This window comes from Paenibacillus sp. FSL R7-0340 (genome assembly GCF_038002205.1).
GTDB lineage: Bacteria > Bacillota > Bacilli > Paenibacillales > Paenibacillaceae > Paenibacillus > Paenibacillus polymyxa_B.
Map to the genome: position 1 here is coordinate 231,514 of NZ_JBBOBY010000003.1, position 24,913 is coordinate 256,426.

Below are 24,913 nucleotides of genomic sequence, written 5' to 3' on the forward strand. Positions count from 1 at the left end.
CAAACCTTAATCCATCTCTTCCATATCTTCAGAAATCGTAGCAGTCAGCTTGTTTGTAAATTGCAGGGCTGCATTAACGCCCATTTGTTTCAAACGATAGTTCATCGCCGCCACCTCGATAATAACAGCCAAGTTTCGGCCCGGACGAACTGGGATTGTAACCAGTGGAACATCTGTATCAATAATGCGTGTCGTTTCCTCATCGAGACCAAGACGGTCATACTGCTTGTCCTGCTGCCATGCCTCCAGACGAACAACCAATGTAATCCGCTTGTTATTACGAACTGCACCGGCCCCAAACAGCGTCATCACATTAATAATGCCCACGCCACGAATTTCCAACAGGTGACGTATCAGCTCAGGTGCTGTACCATGCAGCTGAAAATCGGACGTTTGCCGAATTTCTACCGCATCATCTGCTACCAAGCGATGTCCACGTTTAACAAGTTCCAGTGCCGTTTCACTTTTACCAATTCCGCTACTTCCTGTGATAAGCATTCCCACGCCATACACGTCACACAGTACACCATGAATGGTCGCCGTAGGAGCCAGCTTTCTTTCGAGAAAGCCTGTGATGCGGCTTGATAAAATCGTCGTCGCCATATTAGTACGCAGTACAGGAATATCTCGCTCTGCGCTCGCCTCCACTAACTCAGCCGGTACCTCCAGACCACGTGTGATGATAATACATGGAGTCAGCTCTGTACACAGACGCTCCATCCGATCCCGTCGCTCCTCAGGAGGCAGCATCCCCAGAAAAGCCAACTCAGACCTTCCCAGAAGCTGTACCCGCTCCTGTGTATGATATTCAAAATACCCGGCCATCTCCAGACCTGGGCGATTCAAATCATCCACTGTGATCAGTCTTCGCAGACCTTTTTCACCAGAAATAACTTCCATTTGAAACTGCTGTACAAGCTCGGATACCTTTACCTGTTTAGCCATTGTATTCTCCCCTTCATCTGCAACACCGGATTCTATACGTCATTTGATTTATGTAGCTTTACCCTATTAACCATACAGCCCAACGCCAGTCTATGCTGCACTGCACCAATCCACACTCCACTTGATTTAACACTATGGTTCCAGGCTAACTCTCTCCCGAAGCTGGATTGATCCCATCTAGGACCCTTGCCAACGAACCTTGCCTGCATCTAGACCTGTACCATTGTACCCATCGTATCGGAATTTTCCAATGAATGCAATGCCGAAGCTAGTAGCCGTATGCGATATACAAAAAGAGTCGCAGTTCTCCGCTTGGGGAAAACTGCGACTCTCTTCCAGAGGCAAATTTTATTCGCCAACCAGAATACTCAATTCTGATTCCTTATCAAAAATATGAACCTTGTTCATATCAACAGCCAACTTCGCTTTGACACCATCACGAGTATTGGAGCGTCCGTCTACACGGGCAATAATCGTATCATTTCCGGCACCGCTCAGGTACAACAGCATTTCATGACCGAGATTTTCTGTTACATCCACAGTGGATGTAAAGATTGTATTCGGAGAAGCCTCCAAGAATACAGGCTCTTCATGAATATCCTCAGGACGGATACCTAAGATCACATCTTTGCCGATATATCCCTTCGCTTTTAAAATCTGTCCTTTACCTTCTGGTACGAACAGATCCAGACCCGGCGCAGTAAAATGCAATGCACCTTCTTTTTCAACCAGCTGACCTGTGATAAAGTTCATCGTAGGAGAGCCGATAAAACCAGCAACGAACAGATTCACTGGACGGTTGTACAGTTCATCCGGGGATGCAGCTTGTTGAATGATACCATCCTTCATAACGACAATCCGATCACCCATCGTCATGGCTTCAATTTGGTCATGTGTTACATAGATACAAGTGGTTTCAAGGCGTTTAACCAGTTTAGTGATTTCAGCACGCATTTGACCACGAAGTTTAGCATCCAAGTTGGAGAGCGGCTCATCCATCAGGAAGACTTGAGGATCGCGGACAATCGCACGGCCCAGAGCGACACGTTGGCGTTGACCACCGGACAGCGCTTTAGGTTTACGTTCCAGCAAGTGCTCGATATCGAGTATTTTGGCAGCTTCGCGTACTTTCTTGTCGATTTCTTCTTTCTTAACTTTGCGCAGTTTCAGACCAAACGCCATGTTCTGGTACACGCTCATGTGCGGATACAGGGCGTAGGATTGGAATACCATCGCGATATCGCGGTCCTTTGGAGCCACGTCGTTCACAACACGATCCCCAATGTACAATTTACCATCTGAAATTTCCTCCAGACCAGCAATCATACGAAGTGTAGTAGACTTCCCGCAACCGGAGGGACCAACCAATACGAGGAATTCTTTATCTCGAATGTCCAAATTGACATCAACAACCGTAGCTTTATCTGCACCCGGATATTGCTTGAAAATATGCTCTAAACGTACACCAGCCATAGCTTTTGCCTCCTAAGATCGAGTTATGAAATCGAATACATTTCTTACTTGTATCTTACCCTAGTCCTTGTAGCGTGGCTATTCGCAAACTGCACAAAGATGCTATTTCCTTTTTGTCACTTTGTACAATAGGAGATAGAGCTTGACCAAAACCGCATCATTAAACGTCCGCACGTCCAATCCGGTCTCCTGTTTGATCTTATCCAAACGGTAAATCAACGTATTTCGATGCACATACAGACGCTTAGCTGTCTCACTCACATTACAATCCAATTGAAAAAAGATATCTAATGTAGCCATCGTTTCTGAGTCTTCCAGTATGACAGATGATTTCATTACCTGCTCTAAAAATAGTACGCGTTGTTCCTTGGGAATGCGGTTTAACAGCCTTTCTAAATGAAGCTCCCATGAAAAGTGGATGTGCTCTGTTACATGAAAAATCTTGCCCAGATGTATCGTCTCCCATAACAAATTCAGCTCTTGGGGAAGACTTTGCAAAGGGATCGAAGGCTTAGAAACCGCCAAATGGAATACACCCACCCACTCATTCGCAATAAGCTCATATAGGCCCAAGCTAAAAGCCGTAAGAACCTCCTCCAGCGATTCCGTAAAATCTGCATCCCTGGACTCAGTGTCTTTATCCCGTTCATCGTCAGCTCCTAATAAAAGCTCCTTTTTAGCCATAATCAGCCAAGACTGTTCGTCCAATGGAGTAAGTAACACATCCCCTCCAAAATAGCTCGCGAACAATCGATGAAGCTGCGTATAAGTAATAGCCCCCTCCTGTGTTCCCTCGCCATTCAGTAAAATCGGAACCATACACGCTGATAGCGAATCACGAAGCTGCAATTCATCAGGAACCTCTTCTTCCCTGTTTAAATTGGCAGCCTGCTGTATGAGCCATTGTCCAAAACGATTCATCCGCTCTTCCTCGCTATAAATCGGGTTGTCCGACAATTGTGGACCGTTCTGCCAGACCTGCTCCATGTTCCCCAATAGCGCTTCTACCAGTTTCCGTTCTCGATCCGTCAAATATCTGGCCTCTACCACAAAGGCAGCCAGTTCACCTGCCGACGCACGAAACGGAAAATATAACTTGTTGTCACGGACAAACGATCTATCCGGAATAACTGAATCGGCTGTCTCTCCCTCTGCCATCACTTCCGGGCACCAAGGCACTATGGTAAAAGGCGCTTGAATAATATTCTGAAGTTGTTGCTGAATCCATTCTGTATCCAGAGTCACGCGATCACCACTTCACTTTTTTTAGAATATAGAATAAGCACTGAGCGAACATAATGAACTCATTATAACCTGTCGATACCGTAAAATAAAAAAGCTATATAAAAACATAACTTAAAACAATACAAAAAAAGCCATCAACCTATAGTTGATGACTTCTGATGAGCCATGAAGGACTCGAACCTTCGACACCCTGATTAAAAGTCAGGTGCTCTACCAACTGAGCTAATGGCTCGTAAAACTGGTGGAGGATGATGGATTCGAACCACCGAACCCGTAAGGGAGCAGATTTACAGTCTGATGCGTTTGGCCACTTCGCTAATCCTCCATATAAAGGTGGCTCGGGACGGAATCGAACCGCCGACACGAGGATTTTCAGTCCTCTGCTCTACCGACTGAGCTACCGAGCCATACCCATTAACAAAAAAATAAAGTGCGGAGGGATACCCCTTCCCACTTTAGTACGGAAAAACTATTGAATTGAAAAATGGCGGAACTGACGGGATTCGAACCCGCGATCTCCTGCGTGACAGGCAGGCATGTTAGGCCTCTACACCACAGTTCCCTAGATTTTTCAAAATTCAAAAATGGTGCCGGCGAGAGGACTTGAACCCCCAACCTACTGATTACAAGTCAGTTGCTCTACCAGTTGAGCTACACCGGCACAATGGTGGAGGCTGAGGGGATCGAACCCCCGACCCTCTGCTTGTAAGGCAGATGCTCTCCCAGCTGAGCTAAGCCTCCTGGGTATGTATGGTAGCGGCGGAGGGGATCGAACCCCCGACCTCACGGGTATGAACCGTACGCTCTAGCCAGCTGAGCTACACCGCCATAACATAATATTTCGCTAGCTTGTCCTAAATGGCGGAGAGAGAGGGATTCGAACCCTCGCACCACTTTCGCAGTCTAACCCCTTAGCAGAGGGTCCCCTTATAGCCACTTGGGTATCTCTCCATATAAATGGACTCGCTTAGCAAAATTCCGCAAGTTATTCTTTAAATCAACAAAGTGATTTGGAATATCAAGCGCAATTTCAAGGTTACACCCTGAAAACTGGATCCGAAACTCATTTGCGTTTTATTTTTAGGATAAGCCCTCGACCGATTAGTATTGGTCAGCTCCATGCATTACTGCACTTCCACCCCCAACCTATCTACCTCGTCGTCTTCAAGGGGTCTTACTAATTGGGAAATCTCATCTTGAGGGGGGCTTCACGCTTAGATGCTTTCAGCGCTTATCCCTTCCGTACATAGCTACCCAGCGGTGCTCCTGGCGGAACAACTGGTACACCAGCGGTACGTCCATCCCGGTCCTCTCGTACTAAGGACAGCTCCTCTCAAATTTCCTACGCCCACGACAGATAGGGACCGAACTGTCTCACGACGTTCTGAACCCAGCTCGCGTACCGCTTTAATGGGCGAACAGCCCAACCCTTGGGACCTACTTCAGCCCCAGGATGCGATGAGCCGACATCGAGGTGCCAAACCTCCCCGTCGATGTGGACTCTTGGGGGAGATAAGCCTGTTATCCCCAGGGTAGCTTTTATCCGTTGAGCGATGGCCCTTCCATGCGGTACCACCGGATCACTAAGCCCGACTTTCGTCCCTGCTCGACTTGTAGGTCTCGCAGTCAAGCTCCCTTCTGCCTTTGCACTCTTCGAATGATTTCCAACCATTCTGAGGGAACCTTGGGGCGCCTCCGTTACTCTTTAGGAGGCGACCGCCCCAGTCAAACTGCCCACCTGACACTGTCCTCGCACCGGATCACGGTACCAAGTTAGAACCTAGATACGATCAGGGTGGTATCCCAAGGATGCCTCCCTTCAAGCTGGCGCTCAAAGTTCAACGGCTCCCACCTATCCTGTACAGATCGTACCCAAATTCAATATCAAGCTGCAGTAAAGCTCCATGGGGTCTTTCCGTCTTGTCGCGGGTAACCTGCATCTTCACAGGTATTAAAATTTCACCGGATCTCTCGTTGAGACAGCGCCCAAGTCGTTACGCCATTCGTGCGGGTCAGAATTTACCTGACAAGGAATTTCGCTACCTTAGGACCGTTATAGTTACGGCCGCCGTTTACTGGGGCTTCGGTTCATAGCTTCGCCCGAAGGCTTACCACTCCCCTTAACCTTCCAGCACCGGGCAGGCGTCAGCCCGTATACTTCGCCTTGCGGCTTCGCACAGACCTGTGTTTTTGCTAAACAGTCGCTTGGGCCTTTTCACTGCGGCCCCCTCGGGCTATTCACCCTACCGAGGCACCCCTTCTCCCGAAGTTACGGGGTCATTTTGCCGAGTTCCTTAACGAGAGTTCTTCCGCGCGCCTTAGAATTCTCTTCTCGCCTACCTGTGTCGGTTTGCGGTACGGGCACCTTCTCCTGGCTAGAGGCTTTTCTTGGCAGTCTGAGATCATGACCTTCGCTACTACAATTTTCGCTCCCCATCACAGCCCAGCCTTACGATGTGCGGATTTGCCTACACACCAGCCTCACTGCTTAGACGGACATCCATCAGTCCGCGTCACTACCCTACTGCGTCACCCCATCGCTCATAACGGATTACGGTGGTACAGGAATTTCGACCTGTTGTCCTTCGACTACGCCTATCGGCCTCGCCTTAGGTCCCGACTTACCCTGAGCGGACGAACCTTCCTCAGGAACCCTTAGGCTTTCGGCGGATCTGATTCTCACAGATCTTTTCGTTACTCATACCGGCATTCTCACTTGAATGCAGTCCAGCGCTCCTTACGGTACACCTTCAACCCGCATTCAACGCTCCCCTACCCCTGATGCAAGCATCAAGCCATAGCTTCGGTGGTGTGTTTAGCCCCGTTACATTTTCGGCGCAGAGTCACTCGACCAGTGAGCTATTACGCACTCTTTCAATGGTGGCTGCTTCTAAGCCAACATCCTGGTTGTCTGTGCAACTCCACATCCTTTCCCACTTAACACACACTTGGGGACCTTAGCTGATGGTCTGGGCTGTTTCCCTTTCGACAATGGATCTTAGCACTCACTGTCTGACTCCCGGAACTAAATCTATGGCATTCGGAGTTTGACTGAGCTTGGTAACCCTTGCGGGCCCCGCACCCAATCAGTGCTCTACCTCCACGATTCTTTTTTCCGAGGCTAGCCCTAAAGCTATTTCGGGGAGAACCAGCTATCTCCGGGTTCGATTGGAATTTCTCCGCTACCCCCACCTCATCCCCGCATTTTTCAACATGCGTGGGTTCGGGCCTCCAGTGCGTGTTACCGCACCTTCACCCTGGACAGGGGTAGATCACCCGGTTTCGGGTCTACGTCCACGTACTCAAGTCGCCCTATTCAGACTCGCTTTCGCTGCGGCTTCAGCTCTTCACCTTAACCTTGCACGGGAACGTAACTCGCCGGTTCATTCTACAAAAGGCACGCCATCACCCATAGATCGGGCTCTGACTTCTTGTAAGCACACGGTTTCAGGATCTATTTCACTCCCCTTCCGGGGTGCTTTTCACCTTTCCCTCACGGTACTGCTTCACTATCGGTCGCCAGGGAGTATTTAGCCTTGGCAGATGGTCCTGCCGGATTCATACGGGGTTTCACGTGCCCCGCACTACTCGGGATCCGTCTCGGAGAGAACAAGTTTTGAACTACAGGGCTTTTACCTTCTCTGGCGGGCCTTTCCAGACCTCTTCATCTAACCGGTTCCTTTGTAACTCCATGTGAGACGTCCCACAACCCCAAGGAGCAAGCTCCTTGGTTTGGGCTAATCCGCGTTCGCTCGCCGCTACTGACGGAATCACTATTGTTTTCTCTTCCTCAGGGTACTTAGATGTTTCAGTTCCCCTGGTCTGCCTCTATTCTGCCTATGTATTCAGCAGAAAGTGACTGTCGATGAAGACAGCCGGGTTTCCCCATTCGGACATCCCCGGATCAAAGCTTGCTTACAGCTCCCCGAGGCCTTATCGTTGTTCGCCACGTCCTTCGTCGGCTCCTGGCGCCTAGGCATCCTCCGTGTGCTCTTTGTAGCTTAACCTAGACTTTTCTTTCAAAGAAAGAAAATGTCGATGTTCGATAAAGAATGATTTTTGCCAAAGGCAAAAGATCTTTCCTTACCTGCTACCTTTATTTCACTTGTTTACACAAGATCAGCTTAAAGGAATATTCTAAAACGCAATTTCGTTTCGGTATCCAGTTTTCAAGGTGCAATGATAATAAATCTTTTTGGTGGAGCCAAGCGGGATCGAACCGCTGACCTCCTGCTTGCAAGGCAGGCGCTCTCCCAGCTGAGCTATGGCCCCAAAAGTAAATATAAAGTTATATGGTGGGCCCTAGTGGACTCGAACCACCGACCTCACCCTTATCAGGGGTGCGCTCTAACCAGCTGAGCTAAGGGCCCATAATAAACCACCAAAGAAGTTCTTCTTTAGTGGTTGCGCTTGGCGACGTCCTACTCTCCCAGGACCCTGCGGTCCAAGTACCATCGGCGCTGGAGGGCTTAACGGTCGTGTTCGGGATGGGTACGTGTGGAACCCCTCCGCTATCGCCACCAAACGTTCGAGAGTTTGAGCTCTCAAAACTGAGCAACGAGTGAGTAACAGGCCTAAACCTGAGTTTTGAAGCTTATGCTTCATATTTGAATGTTTCCGTTGCAGGAAACGATTCTCCATAGAAAGGAGGTGATCCAGCCGCACCTTCCGATACGGCTACCTTGTTACGACTTCACCCCAATCATCTACCCCACCTTCGGCGGCTGGCTCCCTTGCGGGTTACCCCACCGACTTCGGGTGTTGTAAACTCTCGTGGTGTGACGGGCGGTGTGTACAAGACCCGGGAACGTATTCACCGCGGCATGCTGATCCGCGATTACTAGCAATTCCGACTTCATGTAGGCGAGTTGCAGCCTACAATCCGAACTGAGACCGGCTTTTCTAGGATTGGCTCCACCTCGCGATTTCGCTTCCCGTTGTACCGGCCATTGTAGTACGTGTGTAGCCCAGGTCATAAGGGGCATGATGATTTGACGTCATCCCCACCTTCCTCCGGTTTGTCACCGGCAGTCTGCTTAGAGTGCCCAGCTTGACCTGCTGGCAACTAAGCATAAGGGTTGCGCTCGTTGCGGGACTTAACCCAACATCTCACGACACGAGCTGACGACAACCATGCACCACCTGTCTCCTCTGTCCCGAAGGAAAGGCCTATCTCTAGACCGGTCAGAGGGATGTCAAGACCTGGTAAGGTTCTTCGCGTTGCTTCGAATTAAACCACATACTCCACTGCTTGTGCGGGTCCCCGTCAATTCCTTTGAGTTTCAGTCTTGCGACCGTACTCCCCAGGCGGAATGCTTAATGTGTTAACTTCGGCACCAAGGGTATCGAAACCCCTAACACCTAGCATTCATCGTTTACGGCGTGGACTACCAGGGTATCTAATCCTGTTTGCTCCCCACGCTTTCGCGCCTCAGCGTCAGTTACAGCCCAGAGAGTCGCCTTCGCCACTGGTGTTCCTCCACATATCTACGCATTTCACCGCTACACGTGGAATTCCACTCTCCTCTTCTGCACTCAAGCTCCCCAGTTTCCAGTGCGACCCGAAGTTGAGCCTCGGGATTAAACACCAGACTTAAAGAGCCGCCTGCGCGCGCTTTACGCCCAATAATTCCGGACAACGCTTGCCCCCTACGTATTACCGCGGCTGCTGGCACGTAGTTAGCCGGGGCTTTCTTCTCAGGTACCGTCACTCTTGTAGCAGTTACTCTACAAGACGTTCTTCCCTGGCAACAGAGCTTTACGATCCGAAAACCTTCATCACTCACGCGGCGTTGCTCCGTCAGGCTTTCGCCCATTGCGGAAGATTCCCTACTGCTGCCTCCCGTAGGAGTCTGGGCCGTGTCTCAGTCCCAGTGTGGCCGATCACCCTCTCAGGTCGGCTACGCATCGTCGCCTTGGTAGGCCTTTACCCCACCAACTAGCTAATGCGCCGCAGGCCCATCCACAAGTGACAGATTGCTCCGTCTTTCCTCCTTCTCCCATGCAGGAAAAGGATGTATCGGGTATTAGCTACCGTTTCCGGTAGTTATCCCTGTCTTGTGGGCAGGTTGCCTACGTGTTACTCACCCGTCCGCCGCTAGGTTGTTTAGAAGCAAGCTTCTAAACAACCCCGCTCGACTTGCATGTATTAGGCACGCCGCCAGCGTTCGTCCTGAGCCAGGATCAAACTCTCCATTAAAGACCAACCGAAGTTGGTTTATAGAAAGAGCGATAAGCTCATTTTGAAACTGACGAGATAAAAATATCTCTTGTTTGATTTTGCGAACAAAATCGTTTTACTCACTCGTTGTTCAGTTTTCAAAGATCAAACCTGCATTATGTCTTACTTTGTTTCACCACCGCATCTCAGCGGCGACTTGATTAATATAACACACATTCGGGATTTAAGTCAACACTTTTTTTTAAAATTATTTTTTAATTTCATTCAAATGTTGTTCTCACAAAAAATTCCCGGGCTTTAAGGGCCGAGAATTAATGTATCACATTTTTGAATTCGCCGTCAACTATATTTTAAAAATAGAAACAATAACATTTAAGTTTTCATATGGCCTGTCCGAATAATACTATTTTCAATCCCAGTAAAAGGACAATCCCAGGCAAACCTAATATCGTTACCGCCCCCATTGTCACTGGATTGATCGGGATGTACACCTGCGTAATCCACCCTGAATAATTGATAACATACAATGCGATGGCTGCCAGGCCCATATGCGCCCCGAATACTACAAGCCAGCCGATACCCAAACGTTTTTTTAAGATTAGAAATAGTAGCATCCCGACACAGGCAATCAGAACAAGCCAGACCGCCCCTTTCATTCAGCTCTCCGCTTGTGAACACGATCCGTATCATTGGCATACCCAGGTTCATCTGCAGGCAGATGGAAACGATGCAGGCCTTGCTGTTTCGCGCTTTTTAAATGTATCTGATATTTACGTTCTGCAGCTTCTAGAACAAATATAGCGTAGTCGATCTCATCTTTACCCGTAGCTTCATGAAATAAACGATGCGCTCTTAGCCATTCCGCATGCGAAGCCCGAATCTGGGCAAACAACTCCTGCCGATACTCCGCTTCTGATTTGCCATTCTCCTGACGACGGAAATTTTGTTTCATCCGTTCCCACATCCGTTCATCCTCCTCACAAGCTGAATTATGTGCACAGTCTGCAAGACTACCTTATTCATACTTATTGAACTAAGGACAAACTTAGAACCAGGAACGATCTATACTGCCATCTATCACGGCAAATAAAAAAGGAGCCGTAGCGGCTCCCCCAAGTAAGTCGAGAATGCCCAAAGGACATTTCAGACTCCCTATTTATAACGTATAAATACACCTATTAATTGAGCTCTCTACGGCCTTCCAACGCTTTGGACAGGGTAACCTCGTCGGCATACTCCAAATCTCCACCCACTGGCAATCCATGAGCAATACGAGTAACCTTGATTTCAAAAGGACGCACTAGCCGAGAAATGTACATGGCCGTGGCCTCTCCTTCAATGTTCGGGTTCGTAGCTAAAATCAGCTCCTTGACGCGTTCATCACTGAGTCTGTTCAGCAATTCCTTGAGTTTGATATCCTCAGGACCAATTCCCTCCATAGGAGATATCGCCCCATGAAGCACATGGTAAAAACCATTAAACTCTTTGGTACGCTCCATAGCCACCAAATCCTTGGAATCCTGAACAACACAAATGACGGAGGTATCCCTCGTCTTATCCTGACAGATCCGACAAGGATCTGTGTCCGTAATGTTGCCGCAGACTGAACAGAAGTGAAGATTGCGTTTTACATTGACCAGCGCTTTGGCAAAGTCAATCACATCATCTTCCTTCATTTTCAGTACGTGAAAAGCCAACCGGGCAGCCGTCTTCGGCCCTACTCCCGGCAGGCGCGTAAAAGCATCAATTAGCTTTGCAATCGGCTCCGGATAATACAATAGCGTGTTTCTCCTTTATGCAGCAGACTAGAACAAGCCCGGAATTTTCATGCCGCCTGTAAATTTACCCATATCATCATTAGCCAGTTCATCTGCTTTGGACAAAGCATCATTGACAGCAGTCAGCACAAGATCTTGCAGCATTTCTACATCATCAGGATCTACAGCTTCCGGTTTGATCGTGATGGACAACACTTTTTTATGTCCATTTACCTCCACCGTCACAACACCGCCGCCAGAAGTTCCTTCGATTACTTTTCCGCCAAGCTCCTCTTGGGCTTTCAGCATTTGTTCCTGCATTTTTTTCACTTGCTTCATCATTTGGTTCATATTGTTCATTTCAATCATCTCCTTTAATGAAGTATACATCTAGAAACTTGATTCAATCTTTAATGACTACTAGGTCTTCCCCGAAAAGTTGAATAGCTTCATCAATCCAGGGCTCCTTGGACTTTCCCGGCGCATCATGCTCCGGCTCCAGTTGCAATTCTTCGGCAGGCTGGTCGGAAACTCCTTCAATCGCAGCATTCCAATCCTTTTGCATCATCGTTACTAAACGATAAGGATGACCCAACTGCTCATGCAATACCTTCTCGATGACCTGCTTATTGGCAGGCTTTTCGGTAGTTTCACGATGAATATTGTTCTTAAATGCAACCAGCACACTGTCCTCTAACACAGAAACTGGCTCACCATCCATAAACCAAGCATGAACCGTAACTTTCGCCTCTTTTACCCCTTGCAAAATCTGGCTCCACTTACGTCCTGCTGCTGCGAATGCTTCGCTCGACTTCTCAGCGATATAGCGATCCAACTGAGAAGGAAGCTTGGCTGGCGCTGAAATCCGCGGAGCAGGGGCACGCCCCCCGGAAGCCTGACGACCACCCGACGATGCTTCCTGTCCCGCTCCAGCGCCCAATCCACCTTGCAGCGCGCGCTCCAGTTTCTTTTCCAGCTCAGCAAGCTGACGCTTCAACATTACCACATCTTCCTGATCAGCTGCAGCGCCAGAGCGTTGTGCGGTCGGCTGAGCAACAGTTCCTGCTTCCCCCGGAATACTGCACAGCTTCAATAGAGCTACCTCAAACAAGGTTTGTGGCTGTACGGCATATTTCATCTCGCTCTGATAACGATTAAGGGTGTCAATCATCGCAAAGAGTTGCTCCTTGGTAAAAGCATCTGCCACTTCCTTAAATCGCTCTGGATCCAGCACTCGCTCCGTCATTTTGGTCGCCTGAGGCACCATCTTGATCATTAGCAGATCTCGGAAATAGTACAGAAGATTCTCCATGCACTTATCCGCACTTTTACCTTCCTGCATAAAGTTCTCGATCATTTGGAGCACCGTGCCCACATCTTCTTTCAGCAATGCCAAGGCAAGCTTACCGAATTGCTCGGACGCAATACCTCCCGTCATATCCAGCACCTGCTGATAAGTAACCCGACCATCTGTAAACGAGGATATCTGATCTAAAACGCTAACCGCATCTCGCATCCCGCCATCTGAAAGACGCGCAATGTACTGCAGTGCATCCGAATCAGCCTGTATGTTCTCCTGTTGACATATCAGGTCAAGCCGCTCTGTCTGTTCTTCCAGCGATACCCGCCGGAAGTCAAACCGCTGGCAACGTGAAATAATTGTCGCCGGAATCCGATGTGGTTCAGTCGTAGCCAATATGAACATCACGTGTGGCGGCGGCTCTTCCAGCGTCTTGAGCAGCGCATTGAACGCTTCCGTCGTCAGCATGTGCACTTCATCAATGATATAAACCTTGTGCCGCACTTCTGTGGGCGCATATTTGACTTTATCGCGCAAATCACGAATCTCTTCAACGCCCCGGTTGGAGGCTGCATCAATCTCCTGTACATCCATGACCGCTCCGGCCGTGATCCGTTTACAGGCTTCGCATTCGTTGCAAGGTTCCGGCGCAGGTCCATGCTCACAGTTGATTGCCTTGGCCAAAATTTTGGCCGCACTCGTCTTACCTGTTCCTCGTGGACCGCTGAACAGGTAGGCATGGGACGTGCGATTTTCGCGGATGGCATTCTGCAATGTCTGGATAATATGCTGTTGTCCTACCATGTCCTTGAAAGCCTGCGGCCGCCAAGCACGGTACAACGCTATATGTTCCAATGCGCGTTACCCTCTTTCCCATTCACTTTCATGACCATTCATGGTCACTTCATTATACTATAATCCCGTCCGAATCTAAACCAGACACCTTCCAATTTATAAACACAAAAAAACATCTTCGCAATGATTGCCAAGATGTTCTAATTACCAATATATACCGTGCACCTGTTATTGATCGTTGTGATCCGAGCGGCAATCCTGAACAGCAACTCGGGCTAGGCAACCCTCCGGCACAAGAGTGGACCTGCTTATGGCTGCTTCCTTCCGGACCTGACCAGGTTCACAAGTACTCATTGCGGAGGACCCAGCCGTCAACATTGTGCGCAGGGACCAGCCTCACATCAACAACACCTCTAACAGGAATTCAACCTCGCTATAGCGGATTGCGAGTTACAGGGCACCGCTACCTCCCCATCTAGCACGGTGAAAATAAGTATATCTTAAGGCCGCATAAAAAGCAAATACACATTATTACAAAAAGAGCCCTCTGCAGTTGCAGAAGGCTCTAATAACTTTATAACCTGCGGTAATCCATTAGATACCGTATTTCTTTTTGAAACGATCCACACGTCCACCAGCATCAATAAATTTCTGCTTGCCTGTGAAGAATGGATGGCAGGCGGAGCAAATCTCCACACGCAGAGATCCTTTCACAGAACCAGTTTCAAACGAATTTCCACAAGCACAAGTGACATTAGTTACGTTAAAATTTGGTTGAATAGCTTGTTGCATTGAACTTTCACCTCTTTCCGCCCTGAACGTCCTATCAGTCCAGAGTTGTATGAACACATGTTCACATTATAGCACTTGAATATGAGCGTTTCAACAACTCTTTTCTGCATTCAAAGATGGCATAAAATAGGTGTGTTTCAAGTTACATCGACCATTTTAGGCCTTGGCAAATTTGGGACGTGCCAGCCCTTGTGGCGGTACATGAGTGTAAGAACCGATGACTACATCAGGCAGCTCCTCACGATAAATCTCAAGCATTTGCTTCATACCAAGAATCTCACCTTGAGCAGGTGGAATCAACTCCAGATAGCTTTCAGGATCGATATTCAAGTTACGCATTTGAATCAGCTTGAGCTTAGTACGTTTGGCAAATTCAATCATTGCCTCAATTTCTTCCTCTCGGTCAGTTACACCCGGAAAAATCAAATAGTTAATCGACGTATATACTCCCTGCTCAGAAGCATAACGAAGTGATTTTTCCACATTAGCCAACGTGTAGCCGCGCGGCTTGTAATACGCATTGTAGTGATCGTCCAGTGCACTAATGGTACTGACGCGCATCAGATCAAGACCCGCATCCACGATTCCCCGGATATGATCGTTCAATCCCGCATTCGTATTAATATTGATGTATCCCATATCGGTAATGGAACGCACCTCTTTGATCGAATCAATAATCAGTTTGGCTTGTGTGGAAGGCTCACCTTCGCAACCTTGGCCAAAACTGATGATGGACTCCGGTGTCTTCAAATGTTCCAGCATAACTTCTACAATTTCTTCGACGCGAGGACGGAAGTTCATTCTTGTCTGCGGAGATACGAAACCACTGTCATCCGGCTGTTCAGATATACACCCAAAGCAACCCGCATTACAAGAATAAGATACCGGAACTCCTCCTTCCCAGCGATTCAGGAATGTGTTCGAGGAAGTAAGACATTCGTAGCCCAGCGCACAGTTAGACAAATGTTGGTACAGCCGATTTTCGGGATATTGCTCCGTCATCCGCTGCACACCCAATTTAACTTGATGACGGTCACAGTTTTCCGGATTCCACTTGGATGGACTGTCACTCTGCTCTGCCGTTACATAAAATGCCCCGTCTTTCCAGACTACGGCCGAATAACCGAACAAGGGAAGTTTGTACTCCTTATCGGTCTTCACATATCCCGGCAGGCACAAGCGTGTAAAACCTTGCGGCAATAAAGCCCCTACTGCTTGCATATCTCCGGGAAGAGAAACCATTTCCCCTGTTTCAGGGTTCATACCGACCGGGCGAGTGCTGGGTAGGCTTACCAATGTAGCTCCTTCCGGTAACGGAATAAGCTCATCCTCCATGATTTCAACAATCATGTCTGCACTACGGGCAAGCCCATACAAAGAAGCATGATCATATACATTGCCTTTTTCGTCGGCATACACCAAATACATTATGGAGCTCCTTTCGCTCCGTTAAGCCTACGCCATTAACAAAATGAATGGTAACGACTGTGTGCTTACGGAACAGATAAAATACATGAAGGGTTTTAGTTGGTTGTGGCCGGGACTGACGCTGTGGTAGAACGCGCAGTTCTCCGTTGTTGCCCACCAGAACTGCTTTGCGAGCCACTGGAAGAAGGTGCCGTCAAATCAAACGAAGCCAAAAACTCAGCATTAGTTTTGCTATTACGCAGCTTTTTGAGGAAGCCTTCCACAAATTCATGGCTTTCCGTCATATTTTTACGAATGGCCCAGATGGTATCCAATTCTTCCTTATTCAACAACACTTCCTCACGGCGTGTGCCGGAACGACGAATATCAATCGCAGGAAAGATACGACGTTCTGCCAGCTTGCGGTCCAAATGCAGCTCCATGTTGCCTGTACCTTTAAACTCCTCATAGATGATATCGTCCATGCGTGATCCTGTATCAATCAGCGCTGTAGCAAGAATCGTCAAGCTACCGCCTTCCTCCACATTCCGAGCCGCACCAAAAAAGCGCTTTGGACGGTGAAATGCCGCCGGATCAATACCCCCGCTCAAAGTACGACCAGAAGGAGGGATAACGAGATTGTACGCACGAGCCAAACGTGTGATGCTATCCAGCAGGATGACAACATCCTTTTTATGTTCTACGAGACGCAGTGCACGCTCCAACACGAGTTCTGCCACTTTGATGTGATTTTCAGGAAGTTCGTCAAATGTAGAGGCCACAACTTCACCTTTAACAGAACGCTGCATGTCGGTCACTTCTTCGGGGCGTTCATCAATCAACAAGACAAAAAGCTCGATCTCGGGATTGTTGGTAGAAATGCTATTGGCAATTTCTTTGAGGAGAAGCGTCTTCCCAGCTTTGGGAGGTGCTACAATGAGTCCGCGCTGTCCAAGTCCGACAGGGGCCAGTACATCCATAATTCTCGTAGACAAATGGTTGGGGGAAGTTTCAAGGACTAATTTGGTTTGCGGATACAGTGGAGTCAGTGCAGGAAAATGTAGCCGCTCAGCAGCTTGCTCAGGACTTCTTCCATTGACGGCGTTAACTTGAAGCAATCCAAAATATCGTTCATTCTCTTTTGGCGTTCGGCATTTACCGGAAACAAGATCGCCTGTCCTCAAGTCAAACTTGCGGATTTGTGAAGCAGAGATGTAAATATCTTCGGTACTCGGGAGATAATTGATCGGCCTCAGAAAGCCGTAACCTTCGGGAAGGATTTCCAGAACCCCCTGCATAAACATCAATCCGCTCTTCTCAGCTTGTGCGCGCAGGATGGCGAAAATTAATTCTTTCTTTTTGAGCGTTCCGTAGTACGGGATCTGGTATTGCTTGGCCAGCTTGTACAGGTCGGTCAGCTTCATTTCTTCCAGATCGGAAATTTGCAGATCCATATAATAACCACCTATTCAATTATTAAGTCCATTCATACATCTAAATGATAGACAATGATATCATAAACACCATTAACATAATTTTAACCAAAACAAATAAAGTTATGCAGCCATCTGCCTGGATTATACCGAATTATTCCGGTTTTCCGATAAAAGATTGTTAGGTATGAACCACAATCATTTATCAAGCAGCGGCTGCATAGGTGTTGCCCGTTCTATTGCTTTCGTTCCGGGAGTTCGAAAAAACTGCATGGTTTAATTATTCAGTCTGCCTCCATACATCCGCGCCCAAAAGACGCAGGTTGGAGACAAGGTGATCATAACCACGGTCAATGTACTCGACACCCGTCACCTCGGTTACGCCTTCGCTTACTGTAAGTCCAGCAATGACAAGGGCCGCTCCGGCGCGCAGATCTGCTGCTTTTACTTTAGCTGCATTCAGTTGACCACCCTCTATAATGGCGGACCGACCCTCTACGCGAATTTTAGCCCCCATTCGCACCAGCTCAGGGACGTGCTTAAAACGATTGCTGTACACAAAATCGCTCAATACACTGACACCCTGTGCTTGGGTAAGCAAGCTGGTCATGGGAGATTGTAAATCTGTGGCGAATCCGGGGTATATCAAGGCTTTAACGTCAACATGTTCATAGGAAGGTGCACCCAGTACGCGAATACTTTCATCATATTCCTCGATGCCGATGCCCATTTCCTGCATTTTTGCAGTGAGAGCCTCCATATGTTTGGGGATTACGTTGTCAATCAATACATTTCCACGGGTTGCCGCAGCGGCAATCATATATGTGCCCGCTTGTATACGGTCAGGTATGATCGAATGACGGCAACCATGCAGCTCCGACACACCTTCAATTCGAATCGTTTCCGTACCGGCGCCTTTAATAATGGCCCCCATGGAGTTTAAAAGGGTTGCTACATCTATAATCTCAGGCTCTTTAGCCGCATTTTCAATAATTGTGGCGCCTTTGGCACGTGCTGCCGCCAGCATAATATTAATGGTAGCGCCTACGCTGCTAACATCCAAATAAATTTTGGTTCCGCGCAGTTCTTTGGCGTGCAAATGAATAGCACCGTGCTCGTTCGTAACCGTGGCACCCAGCGCTTCAAAACCTTTAATATGCTGATCAATGGGCCGGGGTTCGAAATTGCACCCTCCTGGCAAACCGATGATCGCTTCCTTGAATCTGCCCAGCATGGCTCCCATCATATAATAAGAGGCTCGTAATTTCTTAACAGGCCCATTCGGCATAGGAATGGATTTAATAGAGGAAGGATCTATTTTCATCTGGCTACCTTCCCAGGTAACCGTTGCACCAAGTTCCTCCAGTATTTCGGAATACACCGCCACATCACTCAACAGTGGCAAATTGTCCAAAATGACTTCCGACTCTGCCAGAATGGCTGCGGGAATCAAGGCGATGGCACTGTTTTTGGCACCGCTGATGGAAACTGTACCTTGAAGCGGCCGTCCACCGGTGATCATCAATTTTTCCATAAGCTTGAGGGTCCCCCTACGTGTTTTGCAGTCGGTCAAACAATAATCTCAAACAATAATCTCAAATCATAAACTTTTAACTTTTTTAGTGGTGAAAATGGAAAGACACCGGCTAAGCGGTGTGCTTTCCATACCAAACTATTCAACTGTACAGATTTAAATATTTTGTGCAGCAGAACTACAGCTACAACTAAGAAATACATCTAGCCTGTGCAGACGCACGACCAGTTTAATTCATTATTACGCTTTGTTGTTGGAACCGAACTCACGAATTTTACCGATAACGGTTTGTTTAATCGCTTCACGACCTGGAGCGATGAATGTACGTGGGTCATAAGCATCCGGTTTCTCAGCAAGCACTTCACGAACCACTTTCGCAAATACGATTTGGTTCTCAGTGTTTACATTGATTTTGGAAGTTCCCAGGGAGATTGCTTTTTTAATGTCATGTGTTGGGATACCAGTACCACCGTGCAGAACGAGTGGAAGTTTGATTGCATTGCAGATCTCTTCCATTTCTTTGAATCCGAGGTTTGGCTCACCTTTGTAAGGTCCGTGTACGGAACCCAGTGCAGGTGCCAGTGTATCGATACCTGTTTCGTTAACGATACGCAGACAGTCGTCCAACTTAGCGTACATTACGTCGCCGACAACATCATCCTCTTGACCGCCAACCATTCCAACTTCAGCTTCAACGGAAACGCCTTTGGAATGAGCATATTCTACCACTTTTTTGGTTGTAGCAATGTTTGTGTCGATCGGGCTGTGGGAATCGTCAATCATAACGGATGTGAAACCAGCGTCGATAGCTTCTTTACATTTTTCAAAGCTGGAACCGTGGTCCAAATGGATCGCAACTGGAACGGTGATTTTCATGTCATGAATAAGACCTTCTACCATTTTAACAACAGTGTAGAATCCGCCCATGTGACGTGCTGCGCCTTCAGAAACACCCAAGATTACTGGGGATTTTTCTTCTTCAGCAGCGCCCAAAATAGCTTGAGTCCACTCCAGGTTATTAATGTTGTATTGACCTACTGCATATTTTCCTTCGAGTGCTTTGTTCAACATGTCTTTCATAGATACCAATGGCATGGTTACAGTCCTCCTAAAGGTGTTTGGGTTTGTCTATATTTTAGCCGACATCACATACGGGCTTATTATACCACAACCCATGTTAAATACTAAACAAGCTTTTGCATATCAACACATACAAAAATCACGCCCAGGACGCCGTTTTTCCATAGAATTGTATAAGGAGAGGATTTACTTTCAGTATTTCCCATAATCACAAACAAAAAACCCTGTTGTGTTAACAGAGTTCTCAACCATAGTGACTCACCTAATCACCTCTGAGTTGTTTGTTCACAGCGATCCGCATTTCGTCAATATCAAAGGGCTTGGTAAAATGCATTAGCGCACCTAGCTCCGTCGCCTCTTTAATCATGTCCAGTTCTCCATATGCTGTCATCATAATAACCTTGATATCAGGATTCATGGTTTTTAGATGCTTCAGAATTTCGAGTCCGTCCATACCTGGAATTTTCATATCGAGCAGAACCAGATCAGGTGGTTCCTTCTCAACAATTTCAAGTGCAATTTTTCCGTTCGCCGCCTGAAAGGTCTCATAACCCTCACTTCCGAACACTTCCATCAATAAAATTCGTATTCCATTCTGGTCATCGACGATTAATACTTTCTTCTTTTCCAATGTTTTAACCTCCTAAGATCTTAAAACGAGGATCATGCAGCTATTGCCATAACAGCGTCCGATGACGTACAATATCCGTCCCATACCTAAAACTATATTCGCTCCTGCAAAAAGAAAATCCTGCTCTTATACATAATTGTGGAATATTCTTTCATAATCAGGAAGCACGGGATAAAAAAAGACCTCCCTGAGGAGGTCTTACAAGCCGTAGCATTAACCTTGAAGCTGCAATGCTGCCTTTACAAATTCACGGAACAAAGGCTGTGGACGATTCGGACGGGAAGTAAATTCTGGGTGGAATTGTACCGCCAGGAACCACGGATGCTCTGGGAGCTCCACAATTTCCACCAAGCGTCCATCTGGTGAAGTACCGGAAATACGAAGACCTGCTTTTTCAATAACTTCACGATATTCGTTATTGAATTCGTACCGATGACGGTGTCTTTCGTACACCAGCTCGTCGTTGTAGCAAGCCGAAGCCAGGGAACCTTCCGCCAGTTTGCATGGATACAAACCAAGACGCATCGTACCGCCCAAATCTTCGATGTCTTTTTGGTCAGGAAGCAAGTCAATGACAGGATAATCCGTAGCTGGGTTAATTTCCGAGCTGTTAGCTCCTTCGAGACCAGCCAGGGAACGGGCAACCTCAATGACAGATACCTGCATACCCAGACAAATGCCGAAGAACGGAATTTTTTGCTCCCGTGCATAACGAATGGTACTGATTTTGCCTTCAATTCCGCGATCGCCGAAGCCACCCGGTACGAGAATGCCGCCAATGCCGCCCAGCATGTCAGCTACGTTCTCGTCCGTCACTTCTTCAGCGTTCACCCAACGGATTTTTACGTCTGCATTCGCATCAAATCCAGCGTGGGAAAGTGATTCAACCACACTTAAATACGCATCATGTAATGCAACATATTTACCAACAATAGCAATCTCAACCGTTTTATCCAGCTTGCTGATTCGATCAACTAACCCTTCCCATTCGGTCATATCTGGTGCAGGTGTTGTCAGCTTCAGATGGTTAACTACGATTTCGTCCAAGCCTTCTTCACGCAGGTTCAACGGAACCTCGTAGAGGGTTGAAGCATCGCGGCATTCTACCACTGCATTCGCATCAATATCGCAGAACAATGCAATTTTAGCCTTCATATCGGAGGACAGTTCATGCTCTGTACGGCAAACAATGACATTCGGTTGGATGCCGATGCTGCGCAATTCTTTTACACTGTGCTGAGTTGGTTTGGTTTTAACCTCACCAGCAGCTTTAATATAAGGAATGAGCGTTACGTGAATGTACATCACATTCTCGCGCCCAACTTCGCTTTTGAGCTGACGAATAGCTTCCAAAAATGGCAAGCTTTCAATATCGCCCACAGTACCGCCGATTTCTGTAATAATTACGTCCGAACCTGCTTCACGGCCTGCACGGTACACGCGCTCCTTAATTTCGTTCGTAATATGAGGGATAACCTGCACCGTACCGCCCAAATATTCTCCGCGACGTTCTTTGCTGATTACACTGGAATATACCTTGCCTGTTGTGACATTGCTGTTCTTGGACAGATTAATATCAATAAAGCGCTCATAGTGTCCCAAGTCAAGGTCCGTTTCCGCACCATCATCCGTTACAAACACTTCACCGTGCTGGTAAGGACTCATCGTACCCGGATCGACATTCAGGTAAGGATCAAATTTTTGAATCGTTACCTTCAGTCCCCTGTTCTTCAAAAGCCTCCCCAGTGAAGCTGCCGTAATCCCTTTGCCCAAGGAAGACACAACCCCGCCTGTCACAAAAATATACTTTGTCACTGTTCAAAACCCTCCTAGATAAGATGCAAAATTCAGGCGACATTATGATGTTATCGTAACCCGTTTGCACAGATTATCATCCATGAAGAAGGCAGCGGAATCATTTTCCATGTCCGCCGCCCTTAGCCCTCTTTCATGAGTGAAAACACCCCTATAAAAAACAAAAAAGCACTCCCGTAGTACGGGGCACTTTTATACAAAAAGCAAACATATAAGTGAATCAATCATAAGCCCAAGCAATAGTTTACCCCGTGTCCAATCCGCTGTCAAGGAAGTTATCTGTGTTAATTTGTCCATTGAACCAGATTGGAGAGAATCCACCTAAAAGCTTTGAATCAGAAGAGGTTTTCAAGAAAACGGTCATGAAAAAGGGGAGAACGCATCTCCCCTTACAGCCTGTTCCTAACGAAGCGAATCGTCGTCTTCCGTCGACTCATCGTCATTTTCATCTTCTGAATCTTCCTCATCACTGAGGTCTTCATCGTCTATAACCACGTCTTCATCACTATCATCATCATCTTCTTCTCCGTCGAACAGCTCATCTTCGCCATCCTCGTCTTCGCTATCTGCATCGAAGTCGTCATCAGAGTTGTATGTTTCTTCTTCCTCATGATAGTCATCTTCATCGTCATCGTCTTCGTCGTTAATAATGCGAGGACGCTTGGCGCCTGTCAGGGCATCTTCGGATTTATCTACCGGATACCAACGTTTCAAGCCCCACAGATTCGTACCGACACAGGCAAAACGCCCGTCAATGTTGATTTCAGTATATAGCTGAGCAATAACGTCATTAATTTCTTCGTCGGAAAAGCCACGCAATTTGGCGACTTCCTTCATCAGGTCACGGTAATAATACGGAGTATTGGCTGCTTTCAATACCATAAATGCCAAGTCCACCATTGGAGTCTCGTGGACTTTCTCCGGGTCAATCTTCAAGTTGAGTGGGGTACTCACCTAGGGACACTTCCTCTCACACGTAATTCACAAGAACATGTTTCAGAGCATACACGATACATGCAATACTAACATATCCATTATCAAAACTAAGTAAAACCTATTTGGAAGCAAATTGCAAGTTAAAGATGGGTATCGTCATAATTTCCAGTAATATCCCTCTAAACAAGACGGCACACATAAAAAGACGGGGTCCCCCCCGTCTTCGACTGTACCCGCTCCGGGAGAACCCCCCAAAGTTGTTGCACAAGAGCTTATGCCCTCCATGTATCGTATGTGTCCACGGCCACTTTGACACGACAAGCAGGCCTATTTCCATAAAAAAGGGGCAGGTTTCCCATGCCGCAGCTGACGCTTGCTCATACAATACCTCAGCATGGCTCATCGGAGGGGGACCGTCTCAAATGGACTATCCGGATTTTTTGCAGCGTTTGCATGAGGGTATTTCGGAGCCGTCCGGCAGTGGACGGAACAAACAGATCATCACGTTCGATAAGCCTCACCAATACCGGGAATGCCTGTCCTATCTCAGGAAGCTGAAACCCGAGCTTGCGGGATTACGGCAAGTACAACCGGCCCGACTAATCCGCGCTTTAATCGCTCCGCTTTCAGGGGGAGACAGGCTAGGCAAATATCACAACGGTGTTACCGTTGAAGAAGATACCCGCATGAAGGTCCACGCTGAAACTGCTCATATACCAAAAGCAGAAAAGAACCTTTCCATGCCATGGGGAGTCAAACAGGTACGTGCATACAAGGCTTGGCCTTCCTCGACAGGGAATCGGGTCAGAATCGGTGTGATTGACACAGGAGCGGATTTTCAACATCCTGATCTTCGTCATTCTCTCGCCAGAGGTATTAATTTGCTTAACCGAACCATGCTACCCTATGACGATAACGGCCATGGTACTCATATTGCTGGAACTATCGCGGCGTCCAACTATGACGAAGGTATGGTCGGCGTAGCACCACGGGCTTTAATTCATCCCGTAAAAGCATTTGATCATAATGGAGCTGCCTACGTCTCCGATATCATTCTTGGTATCGACTGGTGTGTATTAAATCGTGTCGATATCATCAATATGAGCTTTGGTATGAAGTCGCGCAGCAAGGCACTACTTGATATGGTGAATAAAGCATATCATAACGGCATCGTGATTGTAGCGTCCTCGGGAAATGAGGGCAAGCGCCGAAGTATTGACTATCCAGCCCGCTATTCCCAGACGATTTCAGTGGGGGCTACTGACAAATACAGACGCATCGCACCTTTCAGCAACCGAGGGCAATTTGTAGATGTATACGCACCGGGCGAAAAGATCACCTCCTCCTGGATCCATGGCAAGCATCACGAAATGAGCGGTACCTCTATGGCTACTTCCCATGTGACCGGAAGCATCGCACTTCTCCTTTCACTGAGACCGGAACTGGAGCCTGGAGAAATCAAAGCGCTGCTTAAGCGTACCGCCACACCGCTACGCCTGCGTAAAAGCGCTGGACGCAGCTCTATCTCCACCAAACTTGGCGAAGTCGATGCCTTCCGATTGATGCAGGAGGGCACGAAGTAAATGATG

General features: G+C 47.7%; 17 protein-coding genes, 10 tRNA genes, 3 rRNA genes and 1 other RNA gene. 1 reads left to right on the forward strand and 30 read right to left on the reverse strand.

Annotated features, from left to right (window positions below; all coding sequences use genetic code 11):
• Positions 1 to 6: 6 nt before the first annotated feature.
• From hprK to rpoE, 30 genes are all read right to left on the reverse strand, one after another.
• Positions 7 to 945, reverse strand: a complete 939-nt coding sequence (gene hprK / locus MKX59_RS27005) for an HPr(Ser) kinase/phosphatase (RefSeq protein WP_013308232.1) — start codon at positions 943 to 945, stop codon at positions 7 to 9.
• Positions 946 to 1,293: 348 nt separating this feature from the next.
• The gene (locus MKX59_RS27010; protein ID WP_028541867.1) at positions 1,294 to 2,418 is read right to left on the reverse strand and encodes an ABC transporter ATP-binding protein; all 1,125 of its coding nucleotides are present in this window, start codon (positions 2,416 to 2,418) and stop codon (positions 1,294 to 1,296) included.
• Positions 2,419 to 2,520: 102 nt separating this feature from the next.
• Positions 2,521 to 3,663, reverse strand: coding sequence for a PucR family transcriptional regulator (locus tag MKX59_RS27015; protein WP_028541866.1), 1,143 nt, complete (start codon positions 3,661 to 3,663; stop codon positions 2,521 to 2,523).
• A 159-nt stretch (positions 3,664 to 3,822) separates the two neighbouring features.
• Positions 3,823 to 3,895, reverse strand: a tRNA-Lys gene (locus MKX59_RS27020).
• A gap of 7 nt (positions 3,896 to 3,902) precedes the next feature.
• Positions 3,903 to 3,988 (reverse strand) — tRNA-Tyr (locus tag MKX59_RS27025).
• A 9-nt stretch (positions 3,989 to 3,997) separates the two neighbouring features.
• Positions 3,998 to 4,070, reverse strand: a tRNA-Phe gene (locus tag MKX59_RS27030).
• A 78-nt stretch (positions 4,071 to 4,148) separates the two neighbouring features.
• A tRNA-Asp gene (locus MKX59_RS27035) sits at positions 4,149 to 4,225 on the reverse strand.
• A gap of 23 nt (positions 4,226 to 4,248) precedes the next feature.
• A tRNA-Thr gene (locus MKX59_RS27040) sits at positions 4,249 to 4,324 on the reverse strand.
• A 4-nt stretch (positions 4,325 to 4,328) separates the two neighbouring features.
• A tRNA-Val gene (locus MKX59_RS27045) sits at positions 4,329 to 4,404 on the reverse strand.
• A 10-nt stretch (positions 4,405 to 4,414) separates the two neighbouring features.
• Positions 4,415 to 4,491: transfer RNA gene (locus tag MKX59_RS27050), tRNA-Met, on the reverse strand.
• 31 nt (positions 4,492 to 4,522) lie between these two features.
• A tRNA-Ser gene (locus MKX59_RS27055) sits at positions 4,523 to 4,614 on the reverse strand.
• 130 nt (positions 4,615 to 4,744) lie between these two features.
• Positions 4,745 to 7,670: ribosomal RNA gene (locus MKX59_RS27060) — 23S ribosomal RNA — on the reverse strand.
• Between the two features lie 189 nt (positions 7,671 to 7,859).
• Positions 7,860 to 7,935, reverse strand: a tRNA-Ala gene (locus MKX59_RS27065).
• 21 nt (positions 7,936 to 7,956) lie between these two features.
• Positions 7,957 to 8,033, reverse strand: a tRNA-Ile gene (locus MKX59_RS27070).
• Between the two features lie 38 nt (positions 8,034 to 8,071).
• Positions 8,072 to 8,188 (reverse strand): 5S ribosomal RNA (rrf, locus tag MKX59_RS27075).
• 118 nt (positions 8,189 to 8,306) lie between these two features.
• A 16S ribosomal RNA gene (locus MKX59_RS27080) occupies positions 8,307 to 9,862 on the reverse strand.
• The 16S, 23S and 5S rRNA genes sit together here with 10 tRNA genes alongside, the layout of an rRNA operon.
• Positions 9,863 to 10,224: 362 nt before the next feature.
• Entirely contained in the window at positions 10,225 to 10,500 is a 276-nt protein-coding gene (locus tag MKX59_RS27085; protein WP_025719099.1) for a pro-sigmaK processing inhibitor BofA family protein, read from the reverse strand.
• Positions 10,497 to 10,808 (reverse strand): DUF2508 family protein, encoded by a 312-nt coding sequence (locus MKX59_RS27090; RefSeq protein ID WP_025676300.1) that lies wholly within the window; start codon positions 10,806 to 10,808, stop codon positions 10,497 to 10,499. The genes MKX59_RS27085 and MKX59_RS27090 overlap by 4 nt, the downstream gene beginning before the upstream one ends.
• Before the next feature lie 214 nt (positions 10,809 to 11,022).
• Positions 11,023 to 11,622, reverse strand: a complete 600-nt coding sequence (recR, locus tag MKX59_RS27095; protein WP_013308227.1) for a recombination mediator RecR — start codon at positions 11,620 to 11,622, stop codon at positions 11,023 to 11,025.
• 27 nt (positions 11,623 to 11,649) lie between these two features.
• Positions 11,650 to 11,961 (reverse strand): YbaB/EbfC family nucleoid-associated protein, encoded by a 312-nt coding sequence (locus MKX59_RS27100; RefSeq protein ID WP_013308226.1) that lies wholly within the window; start codon positions 11,959 to 11,961, stop codon positions 11,650 to 11,652.
• A 43-nt stretch (positions 11,962 to 12,004) separates the two neighbouring features.
• Complete coding sequence (dnaX, locus tag MKX59_RS27105) at positions 12,005 to 13,756, reverse strand: DNA polymerase III subunit gamma/tau (RefSeq protein ID WP_028542567.1); 1,752 nt, start codon at positions 13,754 to 13,756, stop codon at positions 12,005 to 12,007.
• Positions 13,757 to 13,913: 157 nt separating this feature from the next.
• Positions 13,914 to 14,180: signal recognition particle sRNA large type (ffs, locus tag MKX59_RS27110), an RNA gene on the reverse strand.
• 110 nt (positions 14,181 to 14,290) lie between these two features.
• The gene (gene rpmE, locus MKX59_RS27115; protein WP_025719104.1) at positions 14,291 to 14,488 is read right to left on the reverse strand and encodes a 50S ribosomal protein L31; all 198 of its coding nucleotides are present in this window, start codon (positions 14,486 to 14,488) and stop codon (positions 14,291 to 14,293) included.
• A gap of 156 nt (positions 14,489 to 14,644) precedes the next feature.
• Entirely contained in the window at positions 14,645 to 15,916 is a 1,272-nt protein-coding gene (locus MKX59_RS27120; RefSeq protein WP_053324367.1) for a radical SAM protein, read from the reverse strand.
• 95 nt (positions 15,917 to 16,011) lie between these two features.
• The gene (gene rho / locus MKX59_RS27125; RefSeq protein WP_028542569.1) at positions 16,012 to 17,349 is read right to left on the reverse strand and encodes a transcription termination factor Rho; all 1,338 of its coding nucleotides are present in this window, start codon (positions 17,347 to 17,349) and stop codon (positions 16,012 to 16,014) included.
• Between the two features lie 259 nt (positions 17,350 to 17,608).
• Positions 17,609 to 18,862 carry a UDP-N-acetylglucosamine 1-carboxyvinyltransferase gene (locus tag MKX59_RS27130; RefSeq protein WP_013308220.1) on the reverse strand — a complete coding sequence of 418 codons (1,254 nt, stop codon included), beginning with the start codon at positions 18,860 to 18,862 and terminating at the stop codon, positions 17,609 to 17,611.
• Positions 18,863 to 19,102: 240 nt separating this feature from the next.
• Complete coding sequence (gene fba, locus MKX59_RS27135) at positions 19,103 to 19,957, reverse strand: class II fructose-1,6-bisphosphate aldolase (protein ID WP_013308219.1); 855 nt, start codon at positions 19,955 to 19,957, stop codon at positions 19,103 to 19,105.
• Positions 19,958 to 20,204: 247 nt separating this feature from the next.
• Positions 20,205 to 20,573 carry a response regulator gene (locus MKX59_RS27140; RefSeq protein WP_013308218.1) on the reverse strand — a complete coding sequence of 123 codons (369 nt, stop codon included), beginning with the start codon at positions 20,571 to 20,573 and terminating at the stop codon, positions 20,205 to 20,207.
• A 213-nt stretch (positions 20,574 to 20,786) separates the two neighbouring features.
• Positions 20,787 to 22,388: a CTP synthase gene (locus tag MKX59_RS27145; protein ID WP_028542570.1), complete on the reverse strand. Its 1,602-nt coding sequence runs from the start codon at positions 22,386 to 22,388 to the stop codon at positions 20,787 to 20,789.
• Positions 22,389 to 22,790: 402 nt separating this feature from the next.
• Entirely contained in the window at positions 22,791 to 23,342 is a 552-nt protein-coding gene (gene rpoE / locus MKX59_RS27150; RefSeq protein WP_013308216.1) for a DNA-directed RNA polymerase subunit delta, read from the reverse strand.
• Between the two features lie 404 nt (positions 23,343 to 23,746).
• Between rpoE and MKX59_RS27155 the strand changes: the two genes are divergently transcribed.
• Positions 23,747 to 24,907 (forward strand): S8 family peptidase, encoded by a 1,161-nt coding sequence (locus MKX59_RS27155; protein ID WP_053324366.1) that lies wholly within the window; start codon positions 23,747 to 23,749, stop codon positions 24,905 to 24,907.
• Positions 24,908 to 24,913 lie beyond the last annotated feature (6 nt).